The organism is Enterobacter hormaechei subsp. hoffmannii, from assembly GCF_001729745.1.
GTDB lineage: Bacteria > Pseudomonadota > Gammaproteobacteria > Enterobacterales > Enterobacteriaceae > Enterobacter > Enterobacter intestinihominis.
In genome coordinates, this window is record NZ_CP017186.1 from 1,931,557 (window position 1) to 1,958,550 (window position 26,994).

At 55.4% G+C, this 26,994-nt stretch carries 22 protein-coding genes; 7 read left to right on the forward strand and 15 right to left on the reverse strand.

Annotation, left to right across the window (positions count from 1 at the left end; genetic code table 11):
- The first annotated feature begins 169 nt into the window (after positions 1-169).
- Positions 170-1,198 (forward strand): Mal regulon transcriptional regulator MalI, encoded by a 1,029-nt coding sequence (locus BFV65_RS09145; protein WP_023299968.1) that lies wholly within the window; start codon positions 170-172, stop codon positions 1,196-1,198.
- Between the two features lie 56 nt (positions 1,199-1,254).
- On the opposite strand, the gene BFV65_RS09150 is transcribed toward BFV65_RS09145, so the two are convergent.
- Both BFV65_RS09150 and manA read right to left on the reverse strand, forming a co-directional pair.
- On the reverse strand, positions 1,255-2,793 hold the full coding sequence (locus BFV65_RS09150; protein WP_069596495.1) for a YdgA family protein: 1,539 nt from the start codon (positions 2,791-2,793) through the stop codon (positions 1,255-1,257).
- A gap of 99 nt (positions 2,794-2,892) precedes the next feature.
- Positions 2,893-4,068, reverse strand: coding sequence for a mannose-6-phosphate isomerase (gene manA / locus BFV65_RS09155; protein ID WP_058646300.1), 1,176 nt, complete (start codon positions 4,066-4,068; stop codon positions 2,893-2,895).
- A gap of 199 nt (positions 4,069-4,267) precedes the next feature.
- Here manA and fumA point away from each other — a divergent pair, with 199 nt between their 5' ends.
- A complete protein-coding gene (fumA, locus tag BFV65_RS09160) occupies positions 4,268-5,914 on the forward strand; it encodes a class I fumarate hydratase FumA (protein ID WP_069596496.1) in 1,647 nt (548 codons plus the stop codon).
- 182 nt (positions 5,915-6,096) lie between these two features.
- Positions 6,097-7,491, forward strand: a complete 1,395-nt coding sequence (gene fumC, locus BFV65_RS09165; protein ID WP_069596497.1) for a class II fumarate hydratase — start codon at positions 6,097-6,099, stop codon at positions 7,489-7,491.
- Here fumC and tus read toward each other — a convergent pair whose 3' ends face one another.
- From tus to rstA, 4 genes are all read right to left on the reverse strand, one after another.
- Positions 7,492-8,421, reverse strand: coding sequence for a DNA replication terminus site-binding protein (gene tus / locus BFV65_RS09170; protein WP_022647930.1), 930 nt, complete (start codon positions 8,419-8,421; stop codon positions 7,492-7,494).
- A 74-nt stretch (positions 8,422-8,495) separates the two neighbouring features.
- Positions 8,496-9,794 carry a two-component system sensor histidine kinase RstB gene (gene rstB / locus BFV65_RS09175; RefSeq protein WP_063145994.1) on the reverse strand — a complete coding sequence of 433 codons (1,299 nt, stop codon included), beginning with the start codon at positions 9,792-9,794 and terminating at the stop codon, positions 8,496-8,498.
- 325 nt (positions 9,795-10,119) lie between these two features.
- Entirely contained in the window at positions 10,120-10,539 is a 420-nt protein-coding gene (gene iraM, locus BFV65_RS09180; RefSeq protein WP_048966459.1) for an anti-adapter protein IraM, read from the reverse strand.
- A 389-nt stretch (positions 10,540-10,928) separates the two neighbouring features.
- Positions 10,929-11,645 carry a two-component system response regulator RstA gene (gene rstA, locus BFV65_RS09185; RefSeq protein ID WP_032671147.1) on the reverse strand — a complete coding sequence of 239 codons (717 nt, stop codon included), beginning with the start codon at positions 11,643-11,645 and terminating at the stop codon, positions 10,929-10,931.
- Between the two features lie 127 nt (positions 11,646-11,772).
- Between rstA and BFV65_RS09190 the strand changes: the two genes are divergently transcribed.
- Positions 11,773-12,108, forward strand: a complete 336-nt coding sequence (locus tag BFV65_RS09190) for a GlpM family protein (RefSeq protein WP_022647934.1) — start codon at positions 11,773-11,775, stop codon at positions 12,106-12,108.
- On the opposite strand, the gene folM is transcribed toward BFV65_RS09190, so the two are convergent.
- From folM to ydgH, 3 genes are all read right to left on the reverse strand, one after another.
- A complete protein-coding gene (gene folM, locus BFV65_RS09195) occupies positions 12,105-12,827 on the reverse strand; it encodes a dihydromonapterin reductase (protein WP_022647935.1) in 723 nt (240 codons plus the stop codon). The genes BFV65_RS09190 and folM overlap by 4 nt on opposite strands.
- A gap of 39 nt (positions 12,828-12,866) precedes the next feature.
- On the reverse strand, positions 12,867-14,249 hold the full coding sequence (locus BFV65_RS09200; protein WP_063841947.1) for an amino acid permease: 1,383 nt from the start codon (positions 14,247-14,249) through the stop codon (positions 12,867-12,869).
- 185 nt (positions 14,250-14,434) lie between these two features.
- Complete coding sequence (gene ydgH / locus BFV65_RS09205; RefSeq protein ID WP_022647937.1) at positions 14,435-15,379, reverse strand: DUF1471 family protein YdgH; 945 nt, start codon at positions 15,377-15,379, stop codon at positions 14,435-14,437.
- A 535-nt stretch (positions 15,380-15,914) separates the two neighbouring features.
- Here ydgH and pntA point away from each other — a divergent pair.
- From pntA to BFV65_RS09220, 3 genes are all read left to right on the forward strand, one after another.
- Entirely contained in the window at positions 15,915-17,444 is a 1,530-nt protein-coding gene (gene pntA, locus BFV65_RS09210) for a Re/Si-specific NAD(P)(+) transhydrogenase subunit alpha (protein ID WP_069596498.1), read from the forward strand.
- 10 nt (positions 17,445-17,454) lie between these two features.
- Positions 17,455-18,843 carry a Re/Si-specific NAD(P)(+) transhydrogenase subunit beta gene (pntB, locus tag BFV65_RS09215; RefSeq protein WP_022647939.1) on the forward strand — a complete coding sequence of 463 codons (1,389 nt, stop codon included), beginning with the start codon at positions 17,455-17,457 and terminating at the stop codon, positions 18,841-18,843.
- A gap of 106 nt (positions 18,844-18,949) precedes the next feature.
- Positions 18,950-20,062, forward strand: coding sequence for a mechanosensitive ion channel family protein (locus BFV65_RS09220; RefSeq protein ID WP_022647940.1), 1,113 nt, complete (start codon positions 18,950-18,952; stop codon positions 20,060-20,062).
- 38 nt (positions 20,063-20,100) lie between these two features.
- Here the strand turns inward: BFV65_RS09220 and uspE are convergent, their stop codons facing one another.
- The 6 genes from uspE to BFV65_RS09250 all read right to left on the reverse strand — a co-directional run bounded on the left by uspE (position 20,101) and on the right by BFV65_RS09250 (position 26,973).
- Positions 20,101-21,051: a universal stress protein UspE gene (uspE, locus tag BFV65_RS09225; protein ID WP_003857535.1), complete on the reverse strand. Its 951-nt coding sequence runs from the start codon at positions 21,049-21,051 to the stop codon at positions 20,101-20,103.
- 137 nt (positions 21,052-21,188) lie between these two features.
- Entirely contained in the window at positions 21,189-21,941 is a 753-nt protein-coding gene (gene fnr, locus BFV65_RS09230; RefSeq protein ID WP_000611906.1) for a fumarate/nitrate reduction transcriptional regulator Fnr, read from the reverse strand.
- A 183-nt stretch (positions 21,942-22,124) separates the two neighbouring features.
- On the reverse strand, positions 22,125-22,640 hold the full coding sequence (ogt, locus tag BFV65_RS09235) for a methylated-DNA--[protein]-cysteine S-methyltransferase (protein WP_069596499.1): 516 nt from the start codon (positions 22,638-22,640) through the stop codon (positions 22,125-22,127).
- A gap of 9 nt (positions 22,641-22,649) precedes the next feature.
- Entirely contained in the window at positions 22,650-24,176 is a 1,527-nt protein-coding gene (abgT, locus tag BFV65_RS09240; protein WP_069596500.1) for a p-aminobenzoyl-glutamate transporter, read from the reverse strand.
- A 41-nt stretch (positions 24,177-24,217) separates the two neighbouring features.
- Positions 24,218-25,663 carry a M20 family metallopeptidase gene (locus BFV65_RS09245; RefSeq protein WP_069596501.1) on the reverse strand — a complete coding sequence of 482 codons (1,446 nt, stop codon included), beginning with the start codon at positions 25,661-25,663 and terminating at the stop codon, positions 24,218-24,220.
- Positions 25,663-26,973: a M20 family metallo-hydrolase gene (locus tag BFV65_RS09250; protein ID WP_045308490.1), complete on the reverse strand. Its 1,311-nt coding sequence runs from the start codon at positions 26,971-26,973 to the stop codon at positions 25,663-25,665. Before BFV65_RS09250 ends, BFV65_RS09245 begins: the two co-directional genes overlap by 1 nt.
- Between the last annotated feature and the right edge of the window lie 21 nt (positions 26,974-26,994).

A 26,994-nucleotide genomic window follows, 5' to 3' on the forward strand; every position in this document is an offset into this window, starting at 1 on the left:
CTTAAATGGTAGAAAGAGATTTAACGACCGCGATGGGGCGAGAAGATAAAACGTTTTATCAAACTTTAGTGCGCGCTAAATCACATTCTCAGGCTTTTACTGGTAGTATAAAGATAACGTATTGATAAAACGTTTTAGCGATCTCATTATCAAGGAGTCACGCCACCACATGGCTGTAGCGAAAAAGATCACCATCAACGATGTCGCGCTGGCGGCGGGGGTTTCCGTCAGCACCGTTTCGCTGGTATTGAGCGGGAAGGGGCGCATCTCTCCTGCTACGGGTCAGCGCGTCAACGAGGCCGTTGAGCAACTGGGCTTTGTGCGTAATCGCCAGGCGTCGGCGCTGCGCGGTGGGCAAAGCGGGGTGATAGGGCTGATTGTTCGCGACCTCGCGTCGCCGTTTTATGCAGAACTGACCGCCGGGCTTACCGAGGCGCTTGAAGCGCAGGGGCGAATGGTTTTCCTGCTCCACGGTGGGCGCGAACCGGAGCAGCTGCTCTCCAGGCTGGATATGCTGCTGACGCAAGGGGTGGATGGGGTGATCGTGGCCGGCGCGTCCGGTGTGGGCAGTGAATTGTGTGAGCGCGCGGCGCAGAAAGGCGTACCGCTGGTGGTTGCGTCACGCGCCAGCTATCTCGACGAAGCCGATACCCTTCGGCCGGATAACATGCAGGCCGCGCAAATGCTGACCGAGCATCTTATTCATCGCGGCCATCAGCGCATCGCCTGGCTCGGCGGTAAAAGCTCGTCCCTGACGCGTGCGGAGCGGGTGGGCGGTTACTGCTCCACGCTCATCAAATACGGCCTGCCGTTTCACAGCGAATGGGTGGTGGAGTGTGAGTCCAGCCAGAAAAAAGCCGCCGAAGCCATCGGCACGTTGCTTCGCAACAGCCCGACAATCAGCGCGGTGATTTGCTATAACGATGTGATTGCGATGGGGGCGTGGTTCGGCTTGATCCGCGCCGGACGCCAGAGCGGTGAGGGCGGGGTAGAAACGTTCTTCGGCCATCAGGTGGCGCTGGGGGCATTTGCGGATGTCGGTGAAAATGCGCTAGACGATCTCCCCATCGTCTGGGCGACGACGCCGGCTCGTGAAATGGGGTACACCCTGGCAGACCGAATTATGCAGCGTATTGAAAATACGGACGTGCAGGCCGGGCATCAGATTGTGGCGGCGCGGTTAGTGACGGTGAAGTAATCTCCGCTGCACATCGCCTGGCAATAAAAAAACCCCTCATGCGAGGGGTTTTTCGTTTACTGCTGCGGTACTGCCGGCGGCGCTGCCGGCGGCGCTGCCGGTTCAGCCGGTGCCGGAATGCCCAGCGTCGGCATACCAAACATGCCGACAAAATCTTCCAGCGGCATTTTGTCGCCGTTGAGCGTTACCTGGCCATTAGCATATTGCAGGCTGGTGGAAATGGTGTTGTCTTCCACCTTCGTGATGCGGAACATCTGGCCCATCGCCGCCAGGCCTTTCACCTGTTGGTTTGCCAGTTTACCTGCATCTTCTTCACCATACCCTTCGAGTTTCGCAATCTGCGTCATGAACTCGGTTGCCATATCCATCGGGATGGTCAGCTTGCTGTCGAGCGATTTCACGCTGCGGTCAACTTCCTGCGCCAGGGTCTGCGGCTCGCCGGTCGCGGCCGCCGGATCCTTCAGGAACAGCGACAGGTTGAAGTTGGTTTCGCCTTTGTCGTTTTTCCAGCTCAGTGGCGCAACGGTAATTACCGGCTCGCCTTTCAGCAGGATCGGCAGGTTATTAAACAGCACGGCCATCGCCTGCTGCTGGTACGCCTGCGGGTTCTGTTGCAGGGCGGCATCGGTCAGCAGAGCCTGGCTCTCTTTACTGTATTTCTGGCTAAATTCGTGCCATGCCTGGCCGTCAATGTTGCCAATTTTCAGTGACAGCTTGCCGGTACCCAGGTCCTGATTCTGTACTTTCAGGCTTTTCAGGCTGTAATCCAGCTGGGTGTTGATGCTTTTACCGTCTTTGGAAACGTCAGACTTGCCGTCCAGATCCATGCCTTCCAGCACTGCCATCTCTTTACCTTCAATCGCAATGGCGATCTTATCGAGGCTCAGCTTCTGATCGCCAATACGCTCGTCAAAATCGGTCATACGGCTATTGCCGCTGGCTTTCAGGTTGTTGAAGGTAAGCTGAACCTTCTGGTTATATTCATTGACTGAATTCACCAGGCCGCTGGCGGCATCGCCGGTCAGAGAGACATTCTTGCCGTCGCGATCGGCATCAAGCTGGAAATTACCGCCGCTGAAGGCGACTTTATCGGTGCCTTGTTCGTAATTCAGCGCTTTCAGGTCGATGTCGGAACGCGTATCACCGGCATAGCTGATGCGGGTATTGATCTCAAACGGCGACTCATTTTTCGCCATATCGAAAATTGGCTTTGTCACCTCGTTATTTACCAGTACGGTTCTGGCGGATGCCATAGAGGGGATCAGGTTAAACTTTTTCAACTGCGCCAGCGGGAACGGACCGTGGCTGACCACTTCATCCAGTACCACGCTCTGGCCCGGTTTCAGCCAGGCGTTCTGATTGCCCGCTACCGGCTTCACCACCACCTGCATATGGCTGGTAAAGACGCCACGCTGGTAGTTCTGGTAGCTCAGCTCCAGACCTGCTTCAGGCGCGCTGCGCTTAATTTCGCTGTTTGCCTGTGCCATCATCTCTGCCAGACGGCTTTCCAGCTGTTTCCCGGTATACCAGGAAGCACCCGTCCAGATCACGCCTAAAGCAACAATCACTCCTACCGCTACGACCGATTTTTTCATTGCGATTATCCCTAAAATGAAACCAGGCGGTTAAAACCGCCTGGTGTTACAACGCCTGTTACTAGCTTAGCAAGAGTTGTTAAAAAATTCAGTAAGTCCCTAAAGCTTATTAAAAACGCGCGCCAGGCGACCAGTGCCGCTCACGAAGACAGGCGACTCGTTTGCCGGGACAAAAGCGGACTCCCCCGGTTTAAGCAGCAGACGCTCGCTACCGTTATGCAACGTCGCTTCGCCTTCCACACAGAACAGGATCGCGGCGCTCTCCTGTGCAATGGCGGTTTCGTCTGCGCTGAGGTCATGCAGGGAGAAGGCAAAATCGTCAACCGGAATCGGGAAGTCCAGCTCTGCGCCGTTTTTCACCGGCTGAGTAAGCAGCTCCGCAGCAGGTTTCGCCACGAACTTCACGTTGGCAACCAGCTCAGGGATGTCGATGTATTTTGGCGTCAGGCCCGCGCGCAGTACGTTATCGGAGTTAGCCATCACCTCCAGTGCCACGCCATTCAGGTAGGCGTGCGGGGTTTCAGCGAACAGGAACATTGCTTCGCCCGGGTTGAGCTTCACCACGTTCAGCAGCAGCGGAGAGAAGAGGCCGCTGTCGTCCGGATAAAACGCGGAAATTACGCGAATGGTGTCCCATGGCTCACCCTGCTGGCTGTTCAGCGCGGCTTTCAGCACCGCCAGCGCGTGGGATTTTTCCTCGCCCTGCATATTCAGCAGGCTGGCAAACAGCGCGCTCAGGGCTTCTGCGTTCGGGTTTTCCAGGAAGTGGGCGATCGCGTTGTGAGCCCCAGCGACCGGTTGCAGCAGGGATATGATCTCGGAAAACTCGCGGAAGGCATTCATCGCCAGGAAAGGGGTAAGGGCGAAAACCAGTTCCGGCTTGTGGTTAGGATCTTTGTAGTTACGCTCTGCGGCGTCTAACGGAATACCGGCGGCATTTTCTTTGGCAAAGCCCAGCTCAGAGGCTTTTTTGTTCGGGTGAACCTGAATGGAGAGCGGCTGGTCGGCGCACAATACCTTGAACAGAAAAGGCAGCTCACCAAAACGATTCGCCACTTTATCGCCGAGCAGCGCGGCTTTGTCGGCATCGATGACATCACGCAGGCTGCGCACCTGGCCGCTGGCATCTTCAATTTTTGAGCTGCTCTTCGGGTGCGCGCCCATCCACAGCTCTGCCATCGGCAGGTTGTCCGGGTTGGCGATACCGTAGAGATCCGTTAACGCAGTTTGACTTCCCCAGGCGTAGTTTTGCACTGAGTTGATGAGTTTTTGCATTATCAAGCCCTGATTCATATGTGGAATTAACTTCGCGTATTAAAGCAATAAACCGAATGGAAGTAACCTGCGGATGTAAAAAGTCGTACTAGTCTCAGTTTTTGTTAAAAAATTGTGTAGGATAAGCTGACTCGCTTTTAAGCCGGGCAGCGGAACATCTGCCCTGAATAAACAGACCGAAGCAGTAAGTGAGAGAACAATGTCGAATAAACCCTTCCATTATCAGGATCCTTTCCCCCTCAGTCAGGATCGGACCGAGTATTACCTGTTAACCCGCGATTACGTTTCTGTCTCTGAGTTTGAAGGGCAGGAGATCCTCAAAGTTGACCCGCAGGCGCTGACGCTGCTGGCGCAGCAAGCCTTCCACGATGCTTCCTTTATGCTCCGTCCGGCGCATCAGCAGCAGGTTGCCGATATTCTGAGCGACCCGGAAGCCAGCGAGAACGACAAATACGTTGCCCTGCAATTCCTGCGTAACTCTGATATCGCGGCGAAAGGCATTCTGCCGACCTGCCAGGACACCGGCACGGCGATTATCACCGGTAAAAAAGGCCAGCGCGTCTGGACCGGCGGCGGTGACGAAGCGGCGCTTGCGCGCGGCGTCTACAACACCTATACCGAAGACAACCTGCGCTATTCGCAAAACGCGGCGCTGGATATGTACAAAGAGGTGAACACCGGCACCAACCTGCCTGCGCAGATTGACCTCTACAGCGTCGACGGTGACGAGTACAAATTCCTCTGCATTGCCAAAGGCGGCGGTTCAGCCAACAAAACCTATCTTTACCAGGAAACCAAAGCGCTGCTTACCCCGGGCAAGCTGAAGAACTATCTGGTTGAGAAGATGCGCACCCTCGGCACTGCGGCCTGCCCGCCGTACCATATCGCGTTTGTGATTGGCGGCACGTCTGCTGAAAGCACCCTGAAAACCGTTAAGCTGGCCTCAACCAAATACTACGATGGCCTGCCAACGGAAGGTAACGAACATGGTCAGGCGTTCCGCGACGTGCAGCTTGAGCAGGAATTGCTGGCCGAAGCGCAGAATCTGGGGCTGGGCGCGCAGTTTGGCGGCAAATACTTCGCGCATGACATTCGCGTGATCCGCCTCCCGCGCCACGGTGCATCTTGTCCAGTGGGGATGGGCGTGTCGTGCTCTGCGGATCGTAACATCAAAGCGAAGATCAACCGCGACGGCATCTGGATCGAAAAGCTGGAGAACAACCCGGGCAAATACATCCCTGAAGAACTGCGTAAAGCGGGTGAGGGCGAAGCGGTACGCGTTGACCTGAATCGCCCGATGAAGGAGATCCTGGCGCAGCTTTCGCAGTATCCGGTTTCAACGCGCCTTTCCCTGAACGGGACGATTATCGTGGGCCGCGACATCGCCCATGCGAAGCTGAAAGAGCGCATGGACAACGGTGAAGGGCTGCCGCAGTACATTAAAGATCACCCGATCTACTACGCAGGCCCGGCAAAAACGCCTGATGGGTATGCTTCCGGCTCGTTAGGCCCAACCACGGCGGGCCGTATGGACTCCTACGTCGACCAGTTGCAGGCCAACGGTGGCAGCATGATCATGCTGGCGAAAGGCAACCGCAGCCAGCAGGTGACGGACGCGTGCCACAAGCACGGCGGCTTCTACCTCGGCAGCATAGGCGGCCCGGCAGCGGTGCTGGCGCAGGGCAGTATCAAGAGCCTGGAGTGCGTGGAGTACCCGGAACTGGGTATGGAAGCGATCTGGAAAATTGAAGTGGAAGACTTCCCGGCGTTCATTCTTGTGGATGACAAAGGTAACGACTTCTTCAAACAGATCCAGTCTTCCCAGTGTTCGGCGTGTGTGAAGTAATTCTGCAAATTGCCGGGTGGCGCTGACGCTTACCCGGCCTACATCCTCGTAGGTCGGGTAAGGCGCAGCCGCCACCCGACATCAAAAAGAGCGCACAAAGCGCCATAACGTTTCTCAGAAGTCATCAATACTTATCTCTTAAGCATGTGAGCAATCCCATCTTTGTTATCAAGGAGTAAGTAATGACAATGAATCGCCGCGAGAAAGACTCCATGGGCGCCATCGACGTCCCGGCCGACAAGCTATGGGGCGCGCAAACCCAGCGTTCGCTGGAGCATTTCCGCATTTCGACAGAGAAAATGCCCGTCTCGCTAATCCAGGCGCTGGCGTTGACCAAACGTGCTGCCGCCAAAGTTAATCAGGATCTGGGCCTGCTGGATGCCGATAAAGCCTCGGCCATCATCAATGCCGCCGACGAAGTGCTGGCGGGCAAACATCCCGACGAATTCCCCCTTGCCATCTGGCAGACCGGCTCAGGCACCCAGAGCAACATGAACATGAACGAGGTGCTGGCGAACCGCGCAAGCGAGCTCCTTGGCGGCGTGCGCGGCATGGAGCGGAAGGTTCACCCGAACGATGACGTGAATAAAAGCCAGAGTTCCAACGACGTGTTCCCGACGGCCATGCACGTGGCGGCCGTCATCGCTATCCGCGAGCAGCTTATCCCGCAACTCAACGTGCTCAAATCTACGCTTAACGAGAAAGCGCAGGCTTTCAGCGACATTGTAAAAATTGGTCGTACGCACCTGCAGGACGCCACGCCGCTGACGCTTGGCCAGGAGATCTCCGGCTGGGTGGCGATGCTGGAGCACAATCTTAAGCATATAGACAACAGCCTGCCGCATCTGGCGGAGCTGGCGCTCGGCGGAACGGCGGTTGGCACCGGGTTAAACACCCATCCCGAGTACGCGGTGCGCGTGGCCGAAGAGCTGGCGAAGATCACCGGGCAGCCGTTTGTTACCGCCCCGAATAAATTCGAAGCGCTGGCGACCTGTGATGCGCTGGTCCATACCCATGGCGCGCTGAAAGGGCTGGCAGCCTCGCTGATGAAAATCGCCAACGACGTGCGCTGGCTGGCCTCCGGCCCGCGCTGCGGCATCGGCGAAATCAGCATTCCGGAAAACGAGCCGGGTAGCTCCATTATGCCGGGTAAAGTAAACCCGACGCAGTGCGAAGCCATGACCATGCTGTGCTGTCAGGTGATGGGTAATGACGTTGCGGTCAACATGGGCGGCGCGTCGGGTAACTTCGAGCTTAACGTCTATCGCCCGATGGTGATCCACAACGTACTGCAATCGATTCGTCTGCTGGCCGATGGCATGGAGAGCTTTAACGAGCACTGCGCGGTGGGCATTGAGCCTAATCGCGAGCGAATCAGCCAACTGCTGAATGAGTCCCTGATGCTGGTCACGGCGCTAAACACCCATATTGGTTATGACAAAGCGGCCGAAATCGCTAAAAAAGCGCACAAAGAGGGGCTTACCCTGAAAGCCTCTGCGCTGGCGCTGGGCTACCTGACGGACGCCGAGTTTGATGCCTGGGTCCGCCCGGAAGCGATGGTGGGCAGCATCAGGTAATCACTGCGCCACATACAGGTGCAGCCGCGGGATAATCAGCTGTAGCGGCTGTGCCTGGGGTTTATAGCGATGCTGAACGTTTTCAGCATCGTAGTTCAGCAGTTCTCCGATATCCGGCACCACCGCACCCTGATCGGCATCGTAGAGCGCAATCAGCGGTGTCGGGCAGGCGTATTGCACCTGCTTTTGCTGTCCGGCATACCAGACACGAGCGATAGGCTGCACCTTCACCGGACGCTTTATTTTAAGACGGGTATCAGCCGGCAGGGAGGCAATGCTGTGGTACTCCTGCTCCAGCCGTTCAATCCACTGTTCCCGCGACCACGGGGCGACCGTTCGCGGCGATTTCAGGCTTTTCTCCAGCTGAGCCAGGATCTCGTCGCGCGTGAAGTTTTTAATGATGTGCTTGTTGGCCCAGCCGAAGCGCAGCGTGGCGGGGTGGCGCAGTACCGTCAGCGTACGGTAAGCATTCAGGGTGATCAGCCCCGGAAGCTGGCGATGCACCCATTCAAAACGGGCAGCCGGTGCCAGCCCGGACTCAACGGTCACGATTTTCTCGAAGGCGGCTTTCAGCGTATTAATATGCGTAATTTGCGCCTCAATGGCTTCACGCGTTGCGGTATCCGTTTGCAGACAGATGACGCCGGGCAGGCGAACGGCGGCCTTACTGCTGCGATTTTCGGACTGCTGCTGGATGAAAAGGCGGCGATAGTGCTGCAACGTCAGTTCCAGCGCCACTTTACCGATATGCTGCGTTACCTCAATGGTGTTCAGCGGGTCGTGTTCCGCGCCTTTCGCCACCTCGGGCAGGGAAAAGACGCGGGCGGCCAGCAGGCGGCAGCCCTGTAGTTGCGCCGTCAGGGTCAGTAACGCCTGCTCTATTTCCCGAAATGTGGTGTTAAGCCTTTCGATGAGATCGTAAGTCGCCATAATAGCCCTTAATTAGTTACAACATACTACTGATATAGCACAACACGCCGGGTCAGGCCAGCGTGCGGTTTAGTTCAGGCAGGTACGGGAAGAGGAATGTTGTGATAGATCGGCCAGCTAAAGACGAACCGGGCCCCGCCCAGCTCGCTCGCTTCGCAGCGAACCGAACCGCCCATCGCCTGGGCAATAGAACGGACAATAGCCAGCCCCAGACCACAGCCGCCGGTAGCACGGTCGCGGCTGGGGTCGAGGCGCACAAACGGCTCGAAAACTTTTTCACGCTCCGCTGGCTCAATACCGGGGCCATCGTCTTCCACACACAGAATTGCCTGGCTCCCCTGCAAATCTAAACCTATGCGCAGCGTGGTTTCGCTGTAGCGCATGGCGTTGTTCATCAGATTATCCAGCACGCGTTCCATCAGGCGCATGTCCAGCGCGCCGTACGCGCCGGGGGTAATGGCTGTAAGCAGTTTTCGCTGAGGGTTAACGCTCTGCACATCGTTAATATGCGTCTGTAGCCAGACGGGAAGATCCGGCGTACTGAGGTGCAACTCCGTCTGAGGCCGATCGAGGCGGGCATAGGTCAGCAGCTCTTCAATCAGCGCTTCAAGCTGGCCAATATCCCGATTGAGGGCCTGCGATTCTGCGGCGGTGAGGTTCTCGCTCATCTCCAGGCGATAACGCAGGCGTACCAGCGGAGTGCGCAGTTCATGCGCAATGCCGTCGATAAGCTGCTTCTTGCTGGCAATCAGGGCGTTGATGTTATCGGCCATCTGGTTAAAGGCAATACCGAGACGGTCAAAACTGGAACCACTGTCGAAATGTATGCGTTCAGTTAAATGACCCTCCCCAAAACGCTGTGCGGCGGATTCCAGTTTCAGCATGTCCTGCCAGTGCGGTCGCATCCAGATGAACACAGGGAAAGCGAGCGAGATGGCAATAAAGCCCAGCAGGGCGAGATCCAGCAGGCGCATCTGGTGCAGGTAATAGAGATAGGGCACTGGCCCGACGGCCAGGACATAGTGGCTGCGCGGAATACGCTGAATGAAGGTATATTTCTCGTCCAGGGCGACGATGTCTCCGTCGCGCAAACGCTGCATCGCCGGCGGCGCTAAATCAAAATCCTTCATGGGTTCGATACGCAGATCAAACGACAGATTCAGATCCAGCTCTTTTAACGTACGTGCCCAGTCATGCGGAGGAATTTCGCGCAGCTCGCTACGCATCAGGTAGAGCGAGCTTTTCATCAGATCGTCCAGGGATTGTCTGCCCGCACGCTCTGCGGTGAACTTATAGACCAGCCCGACCAGCATGGTCATCACCAGAAAGCAGACAAACAGCAGTAAATAAAACTGAACAAACAGCTTCTTCATTAATTTCACCGAAACAGGGGCTTCACTACACGTCTTTTACCAGCAGGGTCGCTATGGGCGCAAGTCAGGCATGATGCGTTGAAAAGGGGTAATCGTCGAAAGGTAATAAAACACGGCATCGCTTTATTCCATCAATGCCCGGGTAATCCGTTTACGCTTCGCTATACGAGTTTATTTGCGATTGAGAGTATTTGTGAATCAGAATAACAATAACAAAGGCCACCTGCGGGTGGCTTTATTTATGGCGTTTACCAGTGAGAGGTATCCGGCGCAAACGGTGCGACAAAGATACTTATCTTTGTAACCTGAACATTACCAACATTCGTTAATGTCTGGATTTGACTGTGCTGACAATCAGTGGATTCGTGGCAAACCCATGCGGACACTTACGCGCGTTGCAATGCACCGCGTAGGTACATATCTCCTCTTCCTGGTTTCGATTGTATGGGCAGGCCATCTTGTTTTTAATTTCACTCCATAACATCTCGTTGTAAGGGGAGATGTTGTATATCGATATTGGCTTGAAAACACCATTAATGAAGACGCCATTCTTTGTCGGATATATCCTATCGCCGGGGTACAAATAGACATCGCTTTCATACCAAATGATGAGTTTCAAGAACTTGAGTCCCAAGATGCTTGAATAAACGATTCCCGTGTTAGGACAAATTACCGAGCTAATGACTCTCCATGACATTGCTATACCTCGTTCATTAAATAATTGAGAGAGTATAAGGTTTAGCATGAGAATTAGATTTCTGCAAACACGTAAGCTATTGAAAAAGATCGATATTATTTATATGCTAACTATATCCCCTTTGTTTTCATAAGGATAAGATAATAATTTAGTCAATTGTAAAGTTCATTTTTAACACAATGTGCATTTAAGTGACGGATTTTTGATCGATAATGGTTCCTGAACTGCTGAATATATATTGTACTATAGCAATGAAATACATTAGAGCTACTTTTGTTTACGCGAAAAATGCACATCGAAATTGAACAGGTAAGAGGAATGTGATCAAGGGATATTTCATGACTAACGATGCATATAATCGAAAACTTACGACGTATACCGATAACAATCCTTATGCATCGCAAGTTATTTTTCGAAATTTACTGTGTAGTTTTTTTTCAGGTTTCCCATGCGTGCGGGGCAAACAGGTAGCCCTTATTACGTACGGTTTTAATGCGGTAGGGCTCGGTGGCGCTGTCCTGCAGTTTTTTTCGCAGGCGAGAAATCGCCACATCAACGCTACGATCCATTCCGTCGTAACTTACGCCGCGCAGATTTTTCAGCAATGCATCCCGGTCCATAATTTGCCCGGCATGAGTTGCCAGCTCCCACAGCAGGTCAAAATCTGCGGTTGAGAGCGCAATCAGCTCCCCGGAAAGCATAACCTGTCGGTTGACCGGGTCGATAGAAAGCGTGCCGAACCGCATCGCCTTATGCGGCGTTAAAGAGGGCGCAGGCGCTTCACGCTCAGCGCTGGCACGCTGACGCAGATGAAGGCGCAAACGGGCAAGCAGGACCGCCGGCGGCGTGGTTTTCAGGATGTAGTCATTCGCGCCCATCTCAAGGGACAGAATATGATTCATATCGCTGTCGAGAGAGGTCAGCAGCACGATCGGGCCGTCCCATTTCGCGCGCAGATCCCGGCAAAGCGTCATGCCATCTTTTCCGGGCAGCATAATGTCCAGCAACACCAGGTCCGGATTTTCGCGGGTGACGACGTCTTCAGCGCGATCGCCACGAGGTTCGACAACCACTTCAATATCATGTTTACCCAGATAAGCGGCGATCAATTGACCCACTTCGGGTTCATCTTCAACATAAACAATCTTATTCATACTACGTCTGTCATCGCGAAAAACGTCAACATACACCGCACAACCTTAACCTTCCATTAATCTTTCATAATTAGCCGGAGTTCCGTTATCCTGCACGGGAATGTTATTTGATTGTTAAGGGAAAAGAATGGGGCTGTTGATCAAAGCCGCGCTGGGTGCGCTGGTCGTGCTGCTGATTGGGGTGCTGGCTAAAACGAAGAACTACTACATTGCCGGGCTTATCCCGCTGTTTCCCACCTTTGCGTTAATCGCGCACTATATTGTGGCCTCTGAGCGGGGTATAGAGGCGCTGCGTGCCACCATTGTATTCGGGATGTGGTCAATCATCCCGTATTTCATCTATCTGCTGTCGCTGTGGTACTTCACCGGTTTTCTGCGTCTGCCCCTGGCGCTGGGCGGGGCGGTGGTCTGCTGGAGCCTCAGCGCCTGGGTGCTCATCTTCTTCTGGAGCCGCTTTCACTAGCGCAGCGGGCGGCCACCGTCCACGGCAAACGTCCTTCCCGTGACGTAACAGCTGGTCAGCAGATAATCGATCAGGTCGATCACCTCTTTCTCGCCGGGCGCAATTTTCATCAACGATTTGTTAAGCGCCTGCTGACGATACTCGGCATCATCGCCCTCGTTAAATAAAATCATCGCCGGGGCAATCGCGTTGACTTTTACCTCGGGGGCCAGCTTGCGCGCGAACGAGCGAGTCATATTATCCAGCGCGGCTTTGCTGGCCGCGTAGGCGATGTGTTTATCGCTGCCTCGCTCCACCACGTAATCGGTGAAATGGATAATGTCGCCTGCGGCATGGCCGTGTCCGCGTAGCAGATCCTGTAGGGCATGGTTGAGCAGATAAGGCGCATTAACGTGGATCTGCATCATGCAGGCGAGCGTTTCGCTGAGCGAATGTCCTGCTTTTTCAGGAAGCCAGGTACTGGCGTTGTGAATAACCGCCCGCAGCCCGGGGGTGGTCGATTTCACTTTTTCCGCGAAAGCAAGAATACCTTCATCCGTGGAGAAATCCGCCTGAATGCAGACGGCTCCGGCATGTCGTAGCCCTTCAATGGAGGGATATTCCGTGCGGTAACTGACGATAACCGGATGGCGAAGATTGAGAAAGTGATGGGCGAGGGCGAGGCCGATGCGACGGCCTGCGCCAGTGATCAATATTGGGCGTTGCTGCGTGTGTCCCATCGTAATCTCCTTTTCAGTTCAACAATGGGACAGGCGGCGCTATCCCATTAACATCCACGTTGCCGGTACGGCAGCGACTAACAGCAAACCTATCAACGCCATTTCGCGGCGCTTAAGGGCATTATCAAGCTGATGCGTACGGCGAGCGTAGATAAACACCAGCAGGCCTGGCGCGTAGAGCACCACGGACAGCAGCAGATGCATCGGGCCGGAAGCATACAATAACCATAGACCGTAAATACAGGCACCTACGCCTACCGCATAGTGTGCCGGGCGGGTCGCAATTTTTAGCAAATATGCGCCCACTAAGAAATAGGGTACCAGAATCATCTCGGAGGCGATGGTCAGCAGCGTGTTATAGTCCGAACCTGTGAGCCAGATCAGCACCAGACAGACCTGCACGCTGATGTTGGTGAGCCACAGAGAGGCCGATGGCGCACTGTTTTTATTCTGACGGGCAAACAGGCGCGGGAACGCTTTGTGCGTGGCGGCCAGGAACGGAACTTCCGCTGCCATAATGGTCCAGCTCAGGTACGCGCCGCAGACGGAGACAATCAAACCCGCCGCGATAACCACATCACCCCAGGGACCGAGCATTTTCACCATCAGCCCGGCCATGGACGGATTACGCATCTCCGCCAGTTCAGGGCGGGCCACCACACCGAGCGACAGCAGCGTCACCAGCAGATAAACGCCCAGCGCCGCCAGGACGGCCAGCAGCGTGGCGCGTCCCACGTCGCGTTTGTTACGCGCGCGGGCAGAGACCACGACGGCACCTTCAACACCGATGAACACCCACAGGGTAATCAGCATGGTATTTTTCACCTGCTCCCAGACGGGAACGCCCAACGCAATACCGCTGAAATCGAGCGTAAAGACATCGAGACGGAAGGCGAGGAAGGCCAGCACGACGAACAGGCCAAGCGGCACCAGCTTGGCCAGCGTCGCCACCAGGTTAATGCTGGCCGCGGTCTGAACGCCGCGCATAATCAACCAGTGAACAATCCACAGCAGCACCGAGGCGCCGACGATGGACTGCCAGGTATTGCCGTCACCAAACAGGCGCAGTTCGGGCGTATCGGTAAAGAAACTGAGCGCCGAGAAGACGATAACCAGATAGGAGACGTTGGCGATCACCGCGCACAGCCAGTAGCCCCAGGCGGAGCAGAAGCCAATCAGCTCGCCAAAACCTTCACGGGCGTAAGTGAATATTCCGCCGTCCAGATCCGGTCGGATACGCGTCAGCAGCAGCATGGCGAACGCCAGCAACAAAATCCCGACGCCGGTGATGCCCCAGCCAATCAGTAATGCGGCCGGGCTGGCGACGGCCGCCATGTTCTGCGGCAAACTGAATACGCCCGCGCCCAGCATTGAGCTCAATACAAGTGCAGTTAACGCACTCAGGCCAAGTTTCTTTTCCATTGGCTTCCTGTTATGAAAAGTCCAAATCCAGAATAATTATTTCGCTAAGGCGCATAAAAATGGTGGATCACGCTAAGGCGCGGGATTTTACGGAGTGTGACGGATGCATGCAATGACATGGGGCAGAAATCAGAAAAAAAGTAACAAAAAAGGCGGCACTGCGCCGCCTTTATGAAACCGTTTTGTTACTTGTACAGATCGGCACTGATGGTCAGGTTGTTGCCACGTTCCTGCCACTGGCGGGTGATGTGGTAATACTTCGCGCCTTTCTTCGCAGCACGCTTCGCCACCTGATAGGAGATTTCTGTCATGTTGCCATAGTTGCCCGTAAACTTGATGCTGTCGAACGGCACCATCTGCGCGGCAGTGGCTTTGTTCAGCTCTTCAATTTTCGTGCCGTCTGGTAACGTAACGGTATAACGACCGCCTTTGGTGGATTGGGTTTCAAAGAAACGACCCACTTCTGCGCTTGGTGCCGCAGACGTTGCTACGCCCGGAATTTCAACTTTCTTCGCTTCTTCACCGCCTTTTGCTAACGCAGCACGACCGGCTTCTGAATCCGCTGGAATCGCATCCGGGCTTTGCACTACGCGTTTTTTCGCATCTTGCTTATAGATGAAGGCGGTAATGCGCTGGTTTCCGCCCTGGTTGGCATCAACCTGACGCACGATATAAAACGCGTAAGCGCCTTTTTCTCTCGCGGCTTTGGTGATGGCATCGTTAACTTCAGGCTGGCTGCGGTAGAAGCCCTGAACGGTCACGGTGTCATACGGTTCCAGCTGAACAGCCTGATCTTTCGGCAGTTCAACAATGCCGTTAATCACGCGGTTTTTCTGTTCATCTGCCTTTGGGGCATTCTCTTTGTACAGCGCAACAGTCACGCGCTGGTTACCGCTGTTGCCCTGATCGGACTGGTCAACAACGTAAAACGAGGCAGCGCCGTTTTTATCGGCGGCTTTTGATGCGGCGGCGACGGCATCGCCAATGGAATTATACCGACCCACAATGACCGTATGGTCAAAAGGTTTTAACGCTGCCGCTTGCTCCGGCGTCAACTCTGTCGCAGCATTCGCTGACAGGGCGGTCGCGGAAAGAAGTGCGGACGCCAGGAGTGTGTTCTTAAGCTTCATAAAAATAATCCTTCGCCTTGCGCAAACCATGTACTGGTGTTGTTGTTAATTTGAGACGGTCCCGATTATGGCATTTAACACCCGTCGCTGTCTGCGGCATTTTTCACAGCCTGTGCTCAGCAAAGGACCTGATTCGATAACATTTTGTGATATGTGGAAAAAACAGGCGTTTCACAAGAAAAACTGATTAAGCATATGACTTTTACAAGTTAATTTAATGTTAATGAGTTGTTCTTTTATGGCGCTATATCATGTTTTTACCGCTTCGCTTGCGCGATTTATCGGTCCTGAAGGCGAATTTAAGGTAAATATCTCTGTCAGTGACCCCGATCGCTTATTTTTCACAGATAAAATAAGAAATAGTGTTTTCTGGCGGTAGATCACGGGCGCTATTTTCAGTAGGTTATAGAAAGTTTGTTACTGTTTTATTTTCCGGGGTTAATCATTCTCCGTCGTTATCGCGATGGTGAAAATTGATACGAACCGCGGGCAATTATCGACAAACCATCATCACAAACCGATGGAAGGGAAAACTATGCGTATTGGGGTACCAAAAGAACGGTTAGCCAATGAAACCCGCGTAGCGGCAACACCAAAAACGGTGGAGCAACTGCTTAAACTGGGTTTTACCGTCGCGATTGAAAGCGGCGCGGGCAAACTGGCGAGTTTCGATGACGAGGCCTTTATTCAGGCTGGCGCGGACGTAGTGGACGGTGCTGAGGTCTGGCAATCACCCATTATTCTGAAGGTAAACGCACCGGAAGAGAATGAAATTGAACTGCTGAACGCGGGCACGACGCTTGTGAGCTTTGTCTGGCCAGCCCAAAACCCGGAGCTGATGGAGAAGCTGGCGGCACGCGGTGTCACCGTGATGGCGATGGATTCCGTGCCGCGTATTTCGCGCGCGCAGTCTCTGGATGCGCTGAGTTCTATGGCAAACATTGCCGGCTATCGCGCCATTGTCGAAGCTGCGCATGAGTTTGGTCGCTTCTTTACCGGTCAAATTACGGCCGCAGGCAAAGTACCACCCGCGAAGGTGATGGTAATTGGTGCCGGTGTGGCAGGTCTTGCCGCTATTGGGGCCGCAAACAGCCTGGGCGCTATTGTTCGTGCGTTTGATACCCGGCCGGAAGTGAAGGAGCAGGTGCAGAGTATGGGCGCCGAATTCCTTGAGCTGGACTTCAAGGAAGAAGCGGGCAGCGGTGATGGTTACGCGAAGGTCATGTCTGAAGCCTTTATTAAGGCGGAAATGGCGCTCTTTGCGGCGCAGGCAAAAGAGGTGGACATCATTGTCACCACCGCGCTTATTCCGGGTAAACCGGCGCCGAAGCTGATCACCCGTGAGATGGTGGATTCCATGCAGCCGGGCAGCGTGATTGTCGATCTGGCGGCGCAAAACGGCGGTAACTGTGAGTATACCGTGCCAAATCAGGTCACGACGACCGCGAACGGCGTGAAGGTGATCGGTTATACCGACCTGCCAGGACGTCTGCCAACCCAGTCCTCTCAGCTGTACGGCACGAACCTCGTTAATCTGCTGAAGCTGCTCTGCAAAGAGAAAGACGGCAACATCACCGTTGATTTTGATGATGTGGTGGTGCGCGGCGTGACCGTGGTGCGTGAAGGGGAAATCACCTGGCCTGCACCGCCGATACAGGTTTCCGCTCAGCCTCAGGCTGCGCCGAAAGCGGCGCCTGAGCCTGCAGAACCAGCGAAACCTGCGTCGCCGTGGCGCAAATACGCCATCATGGCGCTGGTCATTATCCTGTTTGGCTGGCTGGCGGACGTCGCGCCAAAAGAGTTCCTTGGCCACTTCACCGTCTTCGCGCTCTCCTGCGTGGTGGGTTACTACGTCGTGTGGAACGTTTCCCATGCGCTGCATACCCCGCTGATGTCGGTTACCAATGCCATCTCCGGGATTATCGTGGTTGGGGCATTGCTGCAAATTGGTCATGGCGGCTGGATCAGCTTCCTGAGCTTCATTGCAGTGCTGATCGCCAGTATCAATATTTTCGGTGGTTTCACCGTGACTCAGCGCATGCTGAAAATGTTTCGTAAAGGCTAAGGGGTAGCATATGTCTGGAGGATTAGTTACAGCCGCATACATTGTTGCTGCAATCCTGTTTATTTTCAGTCTGGCGGGGCTTTCCAAACACGAAACGTCTCAGCAGGGAAATAACTTTGGTATCGCCGGGATGGCGATTGCGCTGATTGCCACCATCTTTGGGCCGGACACCGGCAACGTGGCGTGGATCCTGGTGGCGATGATCATCGGTGGTGCGATTGGTATTCGTCTGGCGAAACGCGTTGAAATGACCGAGATGCCGGAGCTGGTTGCTATTCTGCACAGCTTCGTGGGTCTGGCCGCGGTGCTGGTGGGCTTCAACAGCTATCTGTACCACGAACCGGGTCTGGAACCGATTCTGGTGAACATCCACCTGACCGAAGTGTTCCTCGGCATCTTCATTGGTGCGGTGACCTTCACCGGCTCAATCGTGGCGTTCGGCAAACTGCGCGGGAAGATCTCTTCCAAACCGCTGATGCTGCCTAACCGCCACAAGCTGAATCTGGCGGCGCTGGTCGTTTCCTTTGTGCTGCTGGTGGTCTTCGTGCGTACCGAAAGCGTAGGCTTGCAGGTGCTGGCGTTACTGGTGATGACCATTATCGCGCTGGCCTTCGGCTGGCATTTGGTGGCGTCTATCGGCGGGGCAGATATGCCGGTAGTCGTCTCCATGCTGAACTCCTATTCCGGTTGGGCAGCGGCGGCAGCAGGCTTCATGCTGAGCAACGACCTGCTGATTGTCACCGGTGCGCTGGTCGGTTCTTCCGGTGCGATCCTGTCTTACATCATGTGTAAGGCGATGAACCGCTCGTTTATCAGCGTCATCGCGGGTGGCTTCGGTTCTGACGGTTCATCAACCGGTTCTGATGAGGAAGTGGGTGAACACCGTGAAATCAGTGCGGAAGACACCGCAGAGATGCTGAAAAACTCGCATTCCGTTATCATCACCCCGGGCTATGGCATGGCGGTGGCGCAGGCGCAGTATCCGGTGGCGGAAATCACCGAGAAACTGCGCGCGCGCGGTATCAAGGTTCGCTTTGGTATTCACCCGGTGGCGGGGCGTCTGCCAGGCCACATGAACGTGCTGCTGGCGGAAGCGAAGGTGCCTTACGACATCGTGCTGGAAATGGACGAGATCAACGATGATTTCGCCGACACCGACACCGTGCTGGTCATTGGCGCCAACGACACCGTTAACCCGGCGGCGCAGGACGATCCGCGCAGCCCGATTGCGGGTATGCCTGTTCTCGAAGTGTGGAAGGCGCAGAACGTCATTGTCTTCAAACGCTCTATGAACACCGGCTATGCTGGCGTGCAGAACCCGCTGTTCTTTAAAGATAACACCCACATGCTGTTTGGCGACGCCAAGGCCAGCGTGGATGCGATTCTGAAATCTCTTTAATTCCGCTTCAACCTGACAAACCGCCCCCGGGGGCGGTTTCTTATTTCTGCGGTCAGCCATTCTCCTCTGTCTATACTTTACCCTTTGTGTAATACGAGGAGGTGTAATGCAATTTCTGTCCCGCTTTGACATCATCGCGCTGATGATGACGCCATCATTCTGGATTGGCGTCGCCACGGTAGTCTTTGTAACTCTGCTGGTGTACTGGCTGCTGACGCGCCTGATCGCCTTTGTTAAGAAAGGGATCACCACCTGGGGCGACAAGCATCCCACCACCAACCGGATGCGTTTTATCCTGACGGATATGCTTAACCGCACCAGCCGCTTCCTGCTTTTTGTCGTGGCGCTGCTGTTCAGCCTGCGTTTCGTCGACTTACCGGATCATCTCTTTGGTACCGTGAGCCACGCCTGGTTCCTGGTCTTCGCTATCCAGGTGGCGCTGTGGATGGATCAGGGGGTGGTGTCGTGGCTTCGTCACGTCATGCTGGCGCCGGGAAGCCATAAAAACCCGGTGACGCTGGTGATCACGGGGCTTATCCTCCGTGCCATTGTCTGGTCAGTGATGCTGCTGTCTATCCTTGCTAACGCGGGCGTCAACATCACTGCTCTGGTTGCCAGCCTTGGGGTAGGGGGTATTGCTATCGCCCTCGCGGTGCAAACGATCCTGAGCGACGTGTTTGCATCGCTCTCCATCGGTTTTGATAAGCCGTTCGAAATCGGCGATTTTGTGGTGTTTAACGATGTCGCCGGGACGGTAGAGCACATCGGCCTGAAAACCACCCGTATCCGTAGCCTGAGCGGGGAGCAGATTGTCTGCGGGAACGCCATCCTGCTGCAACAGACGCTGCATAACTACAAGCGGATGCAAACGCGCCGGATCGTCTTTACCTTCGGGGTCGCCAGCGACACGGCGCCGGAAAAACTGCGTTCAGTGGGTGATATGGTCAAACAGATCATTACCGACGTCGGGGAAACGAAGTTTGACCGCGCCCATTTCCTGGGCTTCGATCGCGATCGCCTGACCTTCGAGGTGGTCCATATCGTTAATACGGCGGATTACAACAAGTACATGGATATTCAGCAGGAGATCAATATTCGTATTCTGGAGGGGCTGAACCAGCAGGAGATCAAGCTGGCGCTGCCGAGCATGGTTCTGCACGCGCCCTGGATGAATGCTGGCGACGAGGCACCGGCGCAACGGTTGAGCGAAGCGCAATAAAAAAAGCCCGCCGTTACCGGCGGGCTTTCATTTTGGGGTCAATCGTCTTCCTCATCGTCCAGTTCAACCGGCGTCTGATACTGATCCGGCTTGATAACCAGAAGGTCGCAGCGAAGATGGTCGATCACCTGCTCGGCGGTATTACCCAGGAACGCGGCAGAAATACCGGTCCGGCCAATGGTGCCCAGCACCACAATCCCGGCCTGCAAATGCTCCGCCAGATCCGGAATAACCTCTTCCGGTAACCCTTTTTCTACGTGGGTCATGTTCTCATCGATACTGAATTTCTGGCGCAGCGCTTTCATGGCCAGCAGATGCTGACCGCGAATCGCATCGTTATACACGCTCGGGTCAAATTCAGGCAGCTCGATGGCGATATTGATTGGCGTAACCGGATAGGCTCCCACCAGATGGACTTCGGTATGGTTAACCTGGTCGGCAAGCTGAAGGGTCTCCTTCACCAGCTTCTCGTTCAGCGAATTGTGATAATCCTCTTCGCTGGCCAGATTGACCGCCACGACGGCTTTCCCGCCCTCAGGCCACGGCTGATCTTTCACCATCCATACCGGACAAGGGCATTTGCGCAGCAGGTGCCAGTCGGTCGGGGTGAAAATCACGGATTCCAGTTTGTCATGCTGGTGCGCCATTTTCAGCAACAGGTCATGCCCACCGGCCACCACTTCCTGAATAATGGCTTCAAAAGGACGGTTGTGCCAGACCACCTTGATATCGATAGGTACGCCCGCTTCCAGATAATACTTCGCCTGCTCGCGGATCCACGCGGTACGCTGGCTGATCACTCCCTGACGCATAGCGGTGCGCTCGTCAGGCGACAGAAGGGTGGTCATCTCGTATGAGAAGTCATAAATCGGCAAAAAGGCTTTAATTTTGCCACCAATCCGTTGATGTAAATACACAGCACGTCGTAATGCTGGCTGATCGTCCTGATTCGGATCGATAGCCACCAGCATATTTTGATACTTTGCCATACAGGTCTCCTTACTACTGTCACCACAGTCTGTAAGTAAAAGAGTAACCTATATATCTTGAATGAAACAGGGGGGAAGTTTTTGCCAGATCAATAATCATGAAAATTTATCGACCTGGCATAAGATATCCGGGAGAGTTATGCCACGTTACGTGAGTGACCCGCCAGAATGGCCAGCGCTTCACCGTTTTCAATGGTGATGTACTTACCTTTAACCGCCAGCATTCCGCTCTTCTGGAAACGACCCAGCAGACGGCTGATGGTTTCCACGGTCAGGCCCAGATAGTTACCAATATCGCCACGCGTCATGGTCAGACGGAATTCGCGTGGGGAGAAGCCACGTTCCGCGAAACGGCGGGAGAGGTTATAGATAAAGGCGGCCAGACGCTCTTCGGCATTCTTTTTGGAAAGCAGCAGGATCATATCCTGATCGCCTTTGATCTCACCGCTCATCAGACGCATCATCTGCTGTCGCAGGTTCGGCATCTTACCGGACAGATCGTCCAGCGTTTCAAACGGGATTTCACAAACCATAGAGGTTTCCAGCGCCTGAGCAAAGCTCGGGTGATGGCCACTGCCGATGGCGTCAAAGCCGACTAAATCGCCCGCCAGATGGAAGCCAGTGATCTGCTCGTCGCCCTGTTCGGTAATGGTGTAGCTTTTGATGGTGCCAGAACGGATAGCATAGAGCGATTTCAGTTCGTCTCCCGCTTTAAACAGCGTCTGCCCTTTCTGAATAGGCTTTTTGCGCTCGATGATATTGTCAAGCTGATCGAGTTCATGCTCATTCAGAGTAAACGGGATACAGAGCTGGCTGATGCTGCAATCCTGGCAATGGATAGCACAACCGCCAGACTGAATGCGTCGTATAATTCGCTTTTCCGGGATCATAGGTTTGCTCAAGCCTTAATTGATATTGGTCAATTTTAACATCTTTTTGGTAAGGACGTAAGTCTGGCAAACCCCCAATAAAGACAAGAGACGGCAGCGAGTTGCCATCTCCTTGAAATTCCACAGAATGATTAAGGATTATTAGCCTAACAGGAAGAAAATTAAGCACAAAAAGCCTGGGAATTACAGCAGAAAATACCCTTCGTGACGCAGCAGCCACTCTTTACGCTGTACGCCCCCGGCATAGCCGGTGAGGGTGCCGTTGCGCCCGATCACGCGATGGCAAGGCACCACAATGCTGACGGGATTTGAGCCATTCGCCGCACCGACTGCGCGCGCCGCGCCGGTACGGCCAAGCTGCTCTGCCAGCTGACCGTAGTGCATCACCTGCCCGCAGGGAATGTTACGCAGCGCCTGCCACACCTCGCGCTGAAAAGGGGTACCCGCCGTGGCGGTTGGCAGGGTATTAATAATGCTGAGATCGCCCTCGAAGTAGGCCGTCAGTTTATCGCTCAGCCCGCCAGGATTACGGGCTGTAATACGCTCGTAACCCTCGGCGCGATAATGAATGTTGAGCAGCTCAACCATCCGGTCGCTGTGCTCTTCCCACTCAACAGCGCGAAGATTGAACGCTTCATCCGCGATAACCCACAGCGGCCCCAGCGGTGTCGCAATCTTGTCTTCGAGTAATCTCAGCATCAGTATTCCTTAGTTCAGCCTCGGGTAAATACCCGGTCCAATCGGCAGACCGAGAAGATACCACGCCACCAGCATCACCAGCCATACCCCTAAGAAGATAAGCGGATAGGGCAAGACCAGCGAATAGTAGGTACCCAGCTTAGCCTCCGGTCTGTAGCGTTGCAGGAAGCCTAAAAACAGCGGAACGAAGGGTGACACGGGCGCCAGCGGGATCACCGAAGAATCGGCGACACGGAACAGGATCTGGGCGAACGCCGGATGAAAGCCGAGCATCATAAACATGGGGACAAAGATGGGGGCCAGAATCGACCAGATGGCCGACCCGCTGGCAATAAACATGCACAGCAGGGACGACAGCAGCGCCAGGCCGACAAACGCCGGAACCCCGCTCAACCCCGCCGCCTCCAGCGCGTCCGTCAGGCTCACGGCCATAAACTTGCCCATGTTGCTCCAGTTAAACATGGCCACAAACTGCGCCAGCGGGAACACCATCACGATAAAACCCGCCATCTCCTTCATCGGCTCGATCATCAGGTGCGGCAGATCTCCCTGACGGCGGATTTTACCGGTAGCGATGCCGTAGGCGAGCGAAACGACGAAGAAGAAGAGAATTATCAGCGGCACAATACCCTGAATAAACGGCGAGGGAAGTACGGTGTGTTTGATCGGATCGCGCAACACGCCATTCTCCGGCACCACCATCAGCGCCACAGCCGCAATGAACGCCAGCGAGACGATCCCGGCGACGCGCAGGCCGAACTGCTGCTCTTTGCTCAGCGTCTCCAGCTTTTCATCGCTCCGGCCTTCCCATTTACCCAGGCGCGGCTCAACGATCTTATCGGTAATCAGCCCCCCGACAATCGTCAGGACAATCACCGAACTGGCCATAAAGTACCAGTTGTCGATCACGCTGACGTGCATGGCCGCATCGATGGTGCTGGCAGCCTCCGTGCTGATGCCGGAGAGCAGCACATCGGTGGTCACGATAAGCAGGTTAGCGGTAAACCCACAGCCGACGCCTGCGATCGCCGACAGCAGGCCCGCAACAGGATGACGGCCAACGGCGAGGAAAATCAGCGCCCCCATCGGCGGCATGATCACCAGCGCCGCGTCGGACGAGATATGGCTGAAGAAGGCAATAAACAGCACCATATAGCTGGCATAACGCGCGCTGACGTGCGAGGCCATTTTCACCATCAGCGCGGGCAGCAGACCCACACGTTCGGCCAGACCCGCGCCTAACACCAGCGCCAGGATGGCGCCCAGCGGCGCAAAACCGCTGAAGTTTTTAATCACGTTCGGCAAAAACCAGTGCAACCCCTCCACGCTGAGCAGATTTTTTACGGCCACCATGCTGCCGTCGGCCGGGCTGCGCACGCTCACATCAAAGGCGGACAGCACGGCTGTCGCGACCATCAGGATGACAATTAAATAGATAAAAAGCAGGAAAGGGTGCGGCACTTTATTACCGATCCTTTCAACCCAGCCATAGAGCTTACCGGATGGGGAATGCGAAGGTATGGAAGACATACTCATGGGCGTTCCTCGGGACTGTTGTTGTGTTGTGTTGTGTTTTTTTATTTTAAAGGTGACGGTGTCACGTCCTGTGGGATCGGACACTCGTACGGTTTTTGTGTTATGTGTTGTTCAAATTCTTCCCGACATTTTCGCAGCAGGTCGGCATCCTGAAGCAGATGCAGCGCGGTCGCGCCCATCACTTTTCCGGCCAGCAGCATGCCTTTATGGGCAATAGAGGTACGCCCCTGCGCCACCAATTGCCAGGTATGCAGCGGGGTGCCGACGGTAAAACAGGGGCTAAAGCACTGTGCGACAGGCATCTTCCAGCTGACATCCCCCACGTCGGTGGAGCCAGCCAGCACGTTATCGGTGATGGCGTAAGGGGCAACTTCATCCACCAGCAGCGTCTCCTGATGGCGTCGGGCAAAAGCTTTTCCCTCTTCGGCTCCCGTTGCGGCAATGTTTTTCAGGCTGTTTTGCAGGTCGTTTGCCGTGAGCGTGGCGCGGATTTCACGGGCAAATTCGCGTTCTTCTTCCGTCCAGTCCGGCGTGCCGTAATGCTGCAATGCGCGGTACATGGCCGCTTCGAGCGTACGGTTCGGCAGATAGCTGGAGCAGGCTTTATCAAAGCGACACTCGACTGTGGTTTCGGTCATCATCGCCGCGCCCTGGGCGATTTTCTCGATGCGCGCGTAGATCTGCTGCGCATCGGCCATCTCCGGAGCGCGGATCAGGTACAGCACTTCTGCCTGAGCCTGCACCACGTTAGGCGAAATTCCGCCGGTATCGGTGATGGCGTAATGAACGCGCGCTTTTTCAATGATGTGTTCGTTGAGGAAGTTTGTGCCGGTGGTCATCAACGTCACGGCATCTAGCGCGCTACGTCCCAGATGTGGGGAGTTTGCGGCGTGGGCGGCGATCCCCTTAAACCGCCAGGCGGCCTGAATATTGGCCAGCGTGCTGACGTTAAACATCCCGGCAAAGGCTTCCGGATGCCAGGTCACGGCAGCGTCCACATCGTCAAATAATCCTTCACGCACCATAAAGGTTTTACCTGAGCCGCCTTCCTCGCCGGGGCAGCCGTAAAATCGTACCGTTCCGCTGCCGCCGTGCTGTTCCAGCCAGCTTTTCACCGCCACCGCACCGGCAAAGGCAGCAGTACCCAACAGGTTATGCCCGCAGCCATGGCCGTTAGCCCCCGGGGTGGCGGATTGCGCCGTCGCGCAGTGCGCCTGCTGGCTCAACCCGGCCAGGGCGTCATATTCGCCCAGAAGGGCGATAACGGGCTTGCCGCTGCCGTAGCTGGCAATAAAGGCGTTGGGAATGCCTCCGGCTTCCCGCATCAGGGTAAAGCCCTCGGCTTCCAGCGCGCTGGCAAGCCGTTCGGCGGACCAGAACTCTTCAAAGCGCGTTTCGGGATGATCCCAGATGTCGTCGGCAATATCGGTAAACGTCTGACATCGCGTGTCGATGGCATCAGCGATAAAAGCGTAGTTCTCCTGCATTACACACCTCGCGTCCACGGGAAATTAAGCGCAGTTCGCGCCAGTGTTTCGATGGCAACGTTCATCACCTGCTCATCAAAATCGAATTTTTCGTTGTGATGTCCGGCGCTCAGTTCGGTGCCGAAGACCATATACGAGGCCATGCCGCCGTTCTGCTGCACGCGGGCCATCATTAGCGTGGCATCTTCGGAGCCCGCAGGCGCTTTGACCTTATTAATGGCATGAGTCACGCCGGGCACCTGGCTTGCCTGTTCGCGCAGATAATCGACCCAGGCCGGGGAGGGGGCACTGGAGGTCGCCGCCCCCATCAGGTTTATCCCGGCTGTTACGCCGTAGAGCGCCGCCGCGCCGGTAATCACCGCCTGCGCGCGATCGAAGACATACTGATTAATGGCCTCGCTTTCGCCGCGGGTTTCAACCTTAAGCAACGCATCAGCCGGAACCACGTTGCGTCCGCTGCCCGCCTGCATGACTCCGACGTTAACCCGGGACGCACCTTCGCTGTGTGGCGCGATGCCATGCAGCGCGATTGCGGCCTGGGCCGCCGCGAGCAGGGCGTTACGGCCCTCTTCCGGTTTACCACCAGCGTGTGCGGCAACGCCGGTAAAGCGCACGTCAAATTTGGTGGTCGCCATGAAGTTATCGCTGCCGCAGATCACCGTCCCTTCCGGAACGCCGGTTCCAATATGAATGGCGGTAAAGTAGTCCACGTCGTCCAGCGCCCCTGCAGCGACCATAGCGCGGGCGCCGCGCGTACCCTCTTCGGCAGGCTGGAAGATCAGTTTGATGGTGCCGTTGAGCTGGGCTTCATGCTGCTTAAGCACCTGCGCCAGCCCCAGACCAATGGTGGTGTGGCCGTCATGCGCGCAGGCGTGCATCATGCCCGGGTTGCAGGAGGCAAAACCGTCGCGGTACGGCCGGTGGCTGTCGTCATGCGCTTCGCTCAGATCAAGCGCATCCATGTCCACGCGAAAGGCCAGCGTCGGGCCGGGGCGACCGGTATTCAGGGTCGCGACAATGCCGGTGAACCCGCCTTCGAACGGCGCGAGCCATTTTTCCGGTGCGCCTTGCGCGCGGGCGCGGGCAAATTCCCGCGCCAGGGTTGCATCATCGGGCAACCCCATCCGGCTTTCGGCATCCACGACATCGCGACCCATCGCCAGCTCGTAACCCAGCGAGTCCAGGATCTCCGAGACTTTCGCGGCAGTGCGAAACTCCACCCAGCCGGATTCCGCGAAATGGTGAAAATCGCGACGCCATGCGCTCAGTTGGGGGGCTAATGTGTGGATGTACTGCGCCAGTGCGTTCATATCTTTTCCTGTCATCATTAA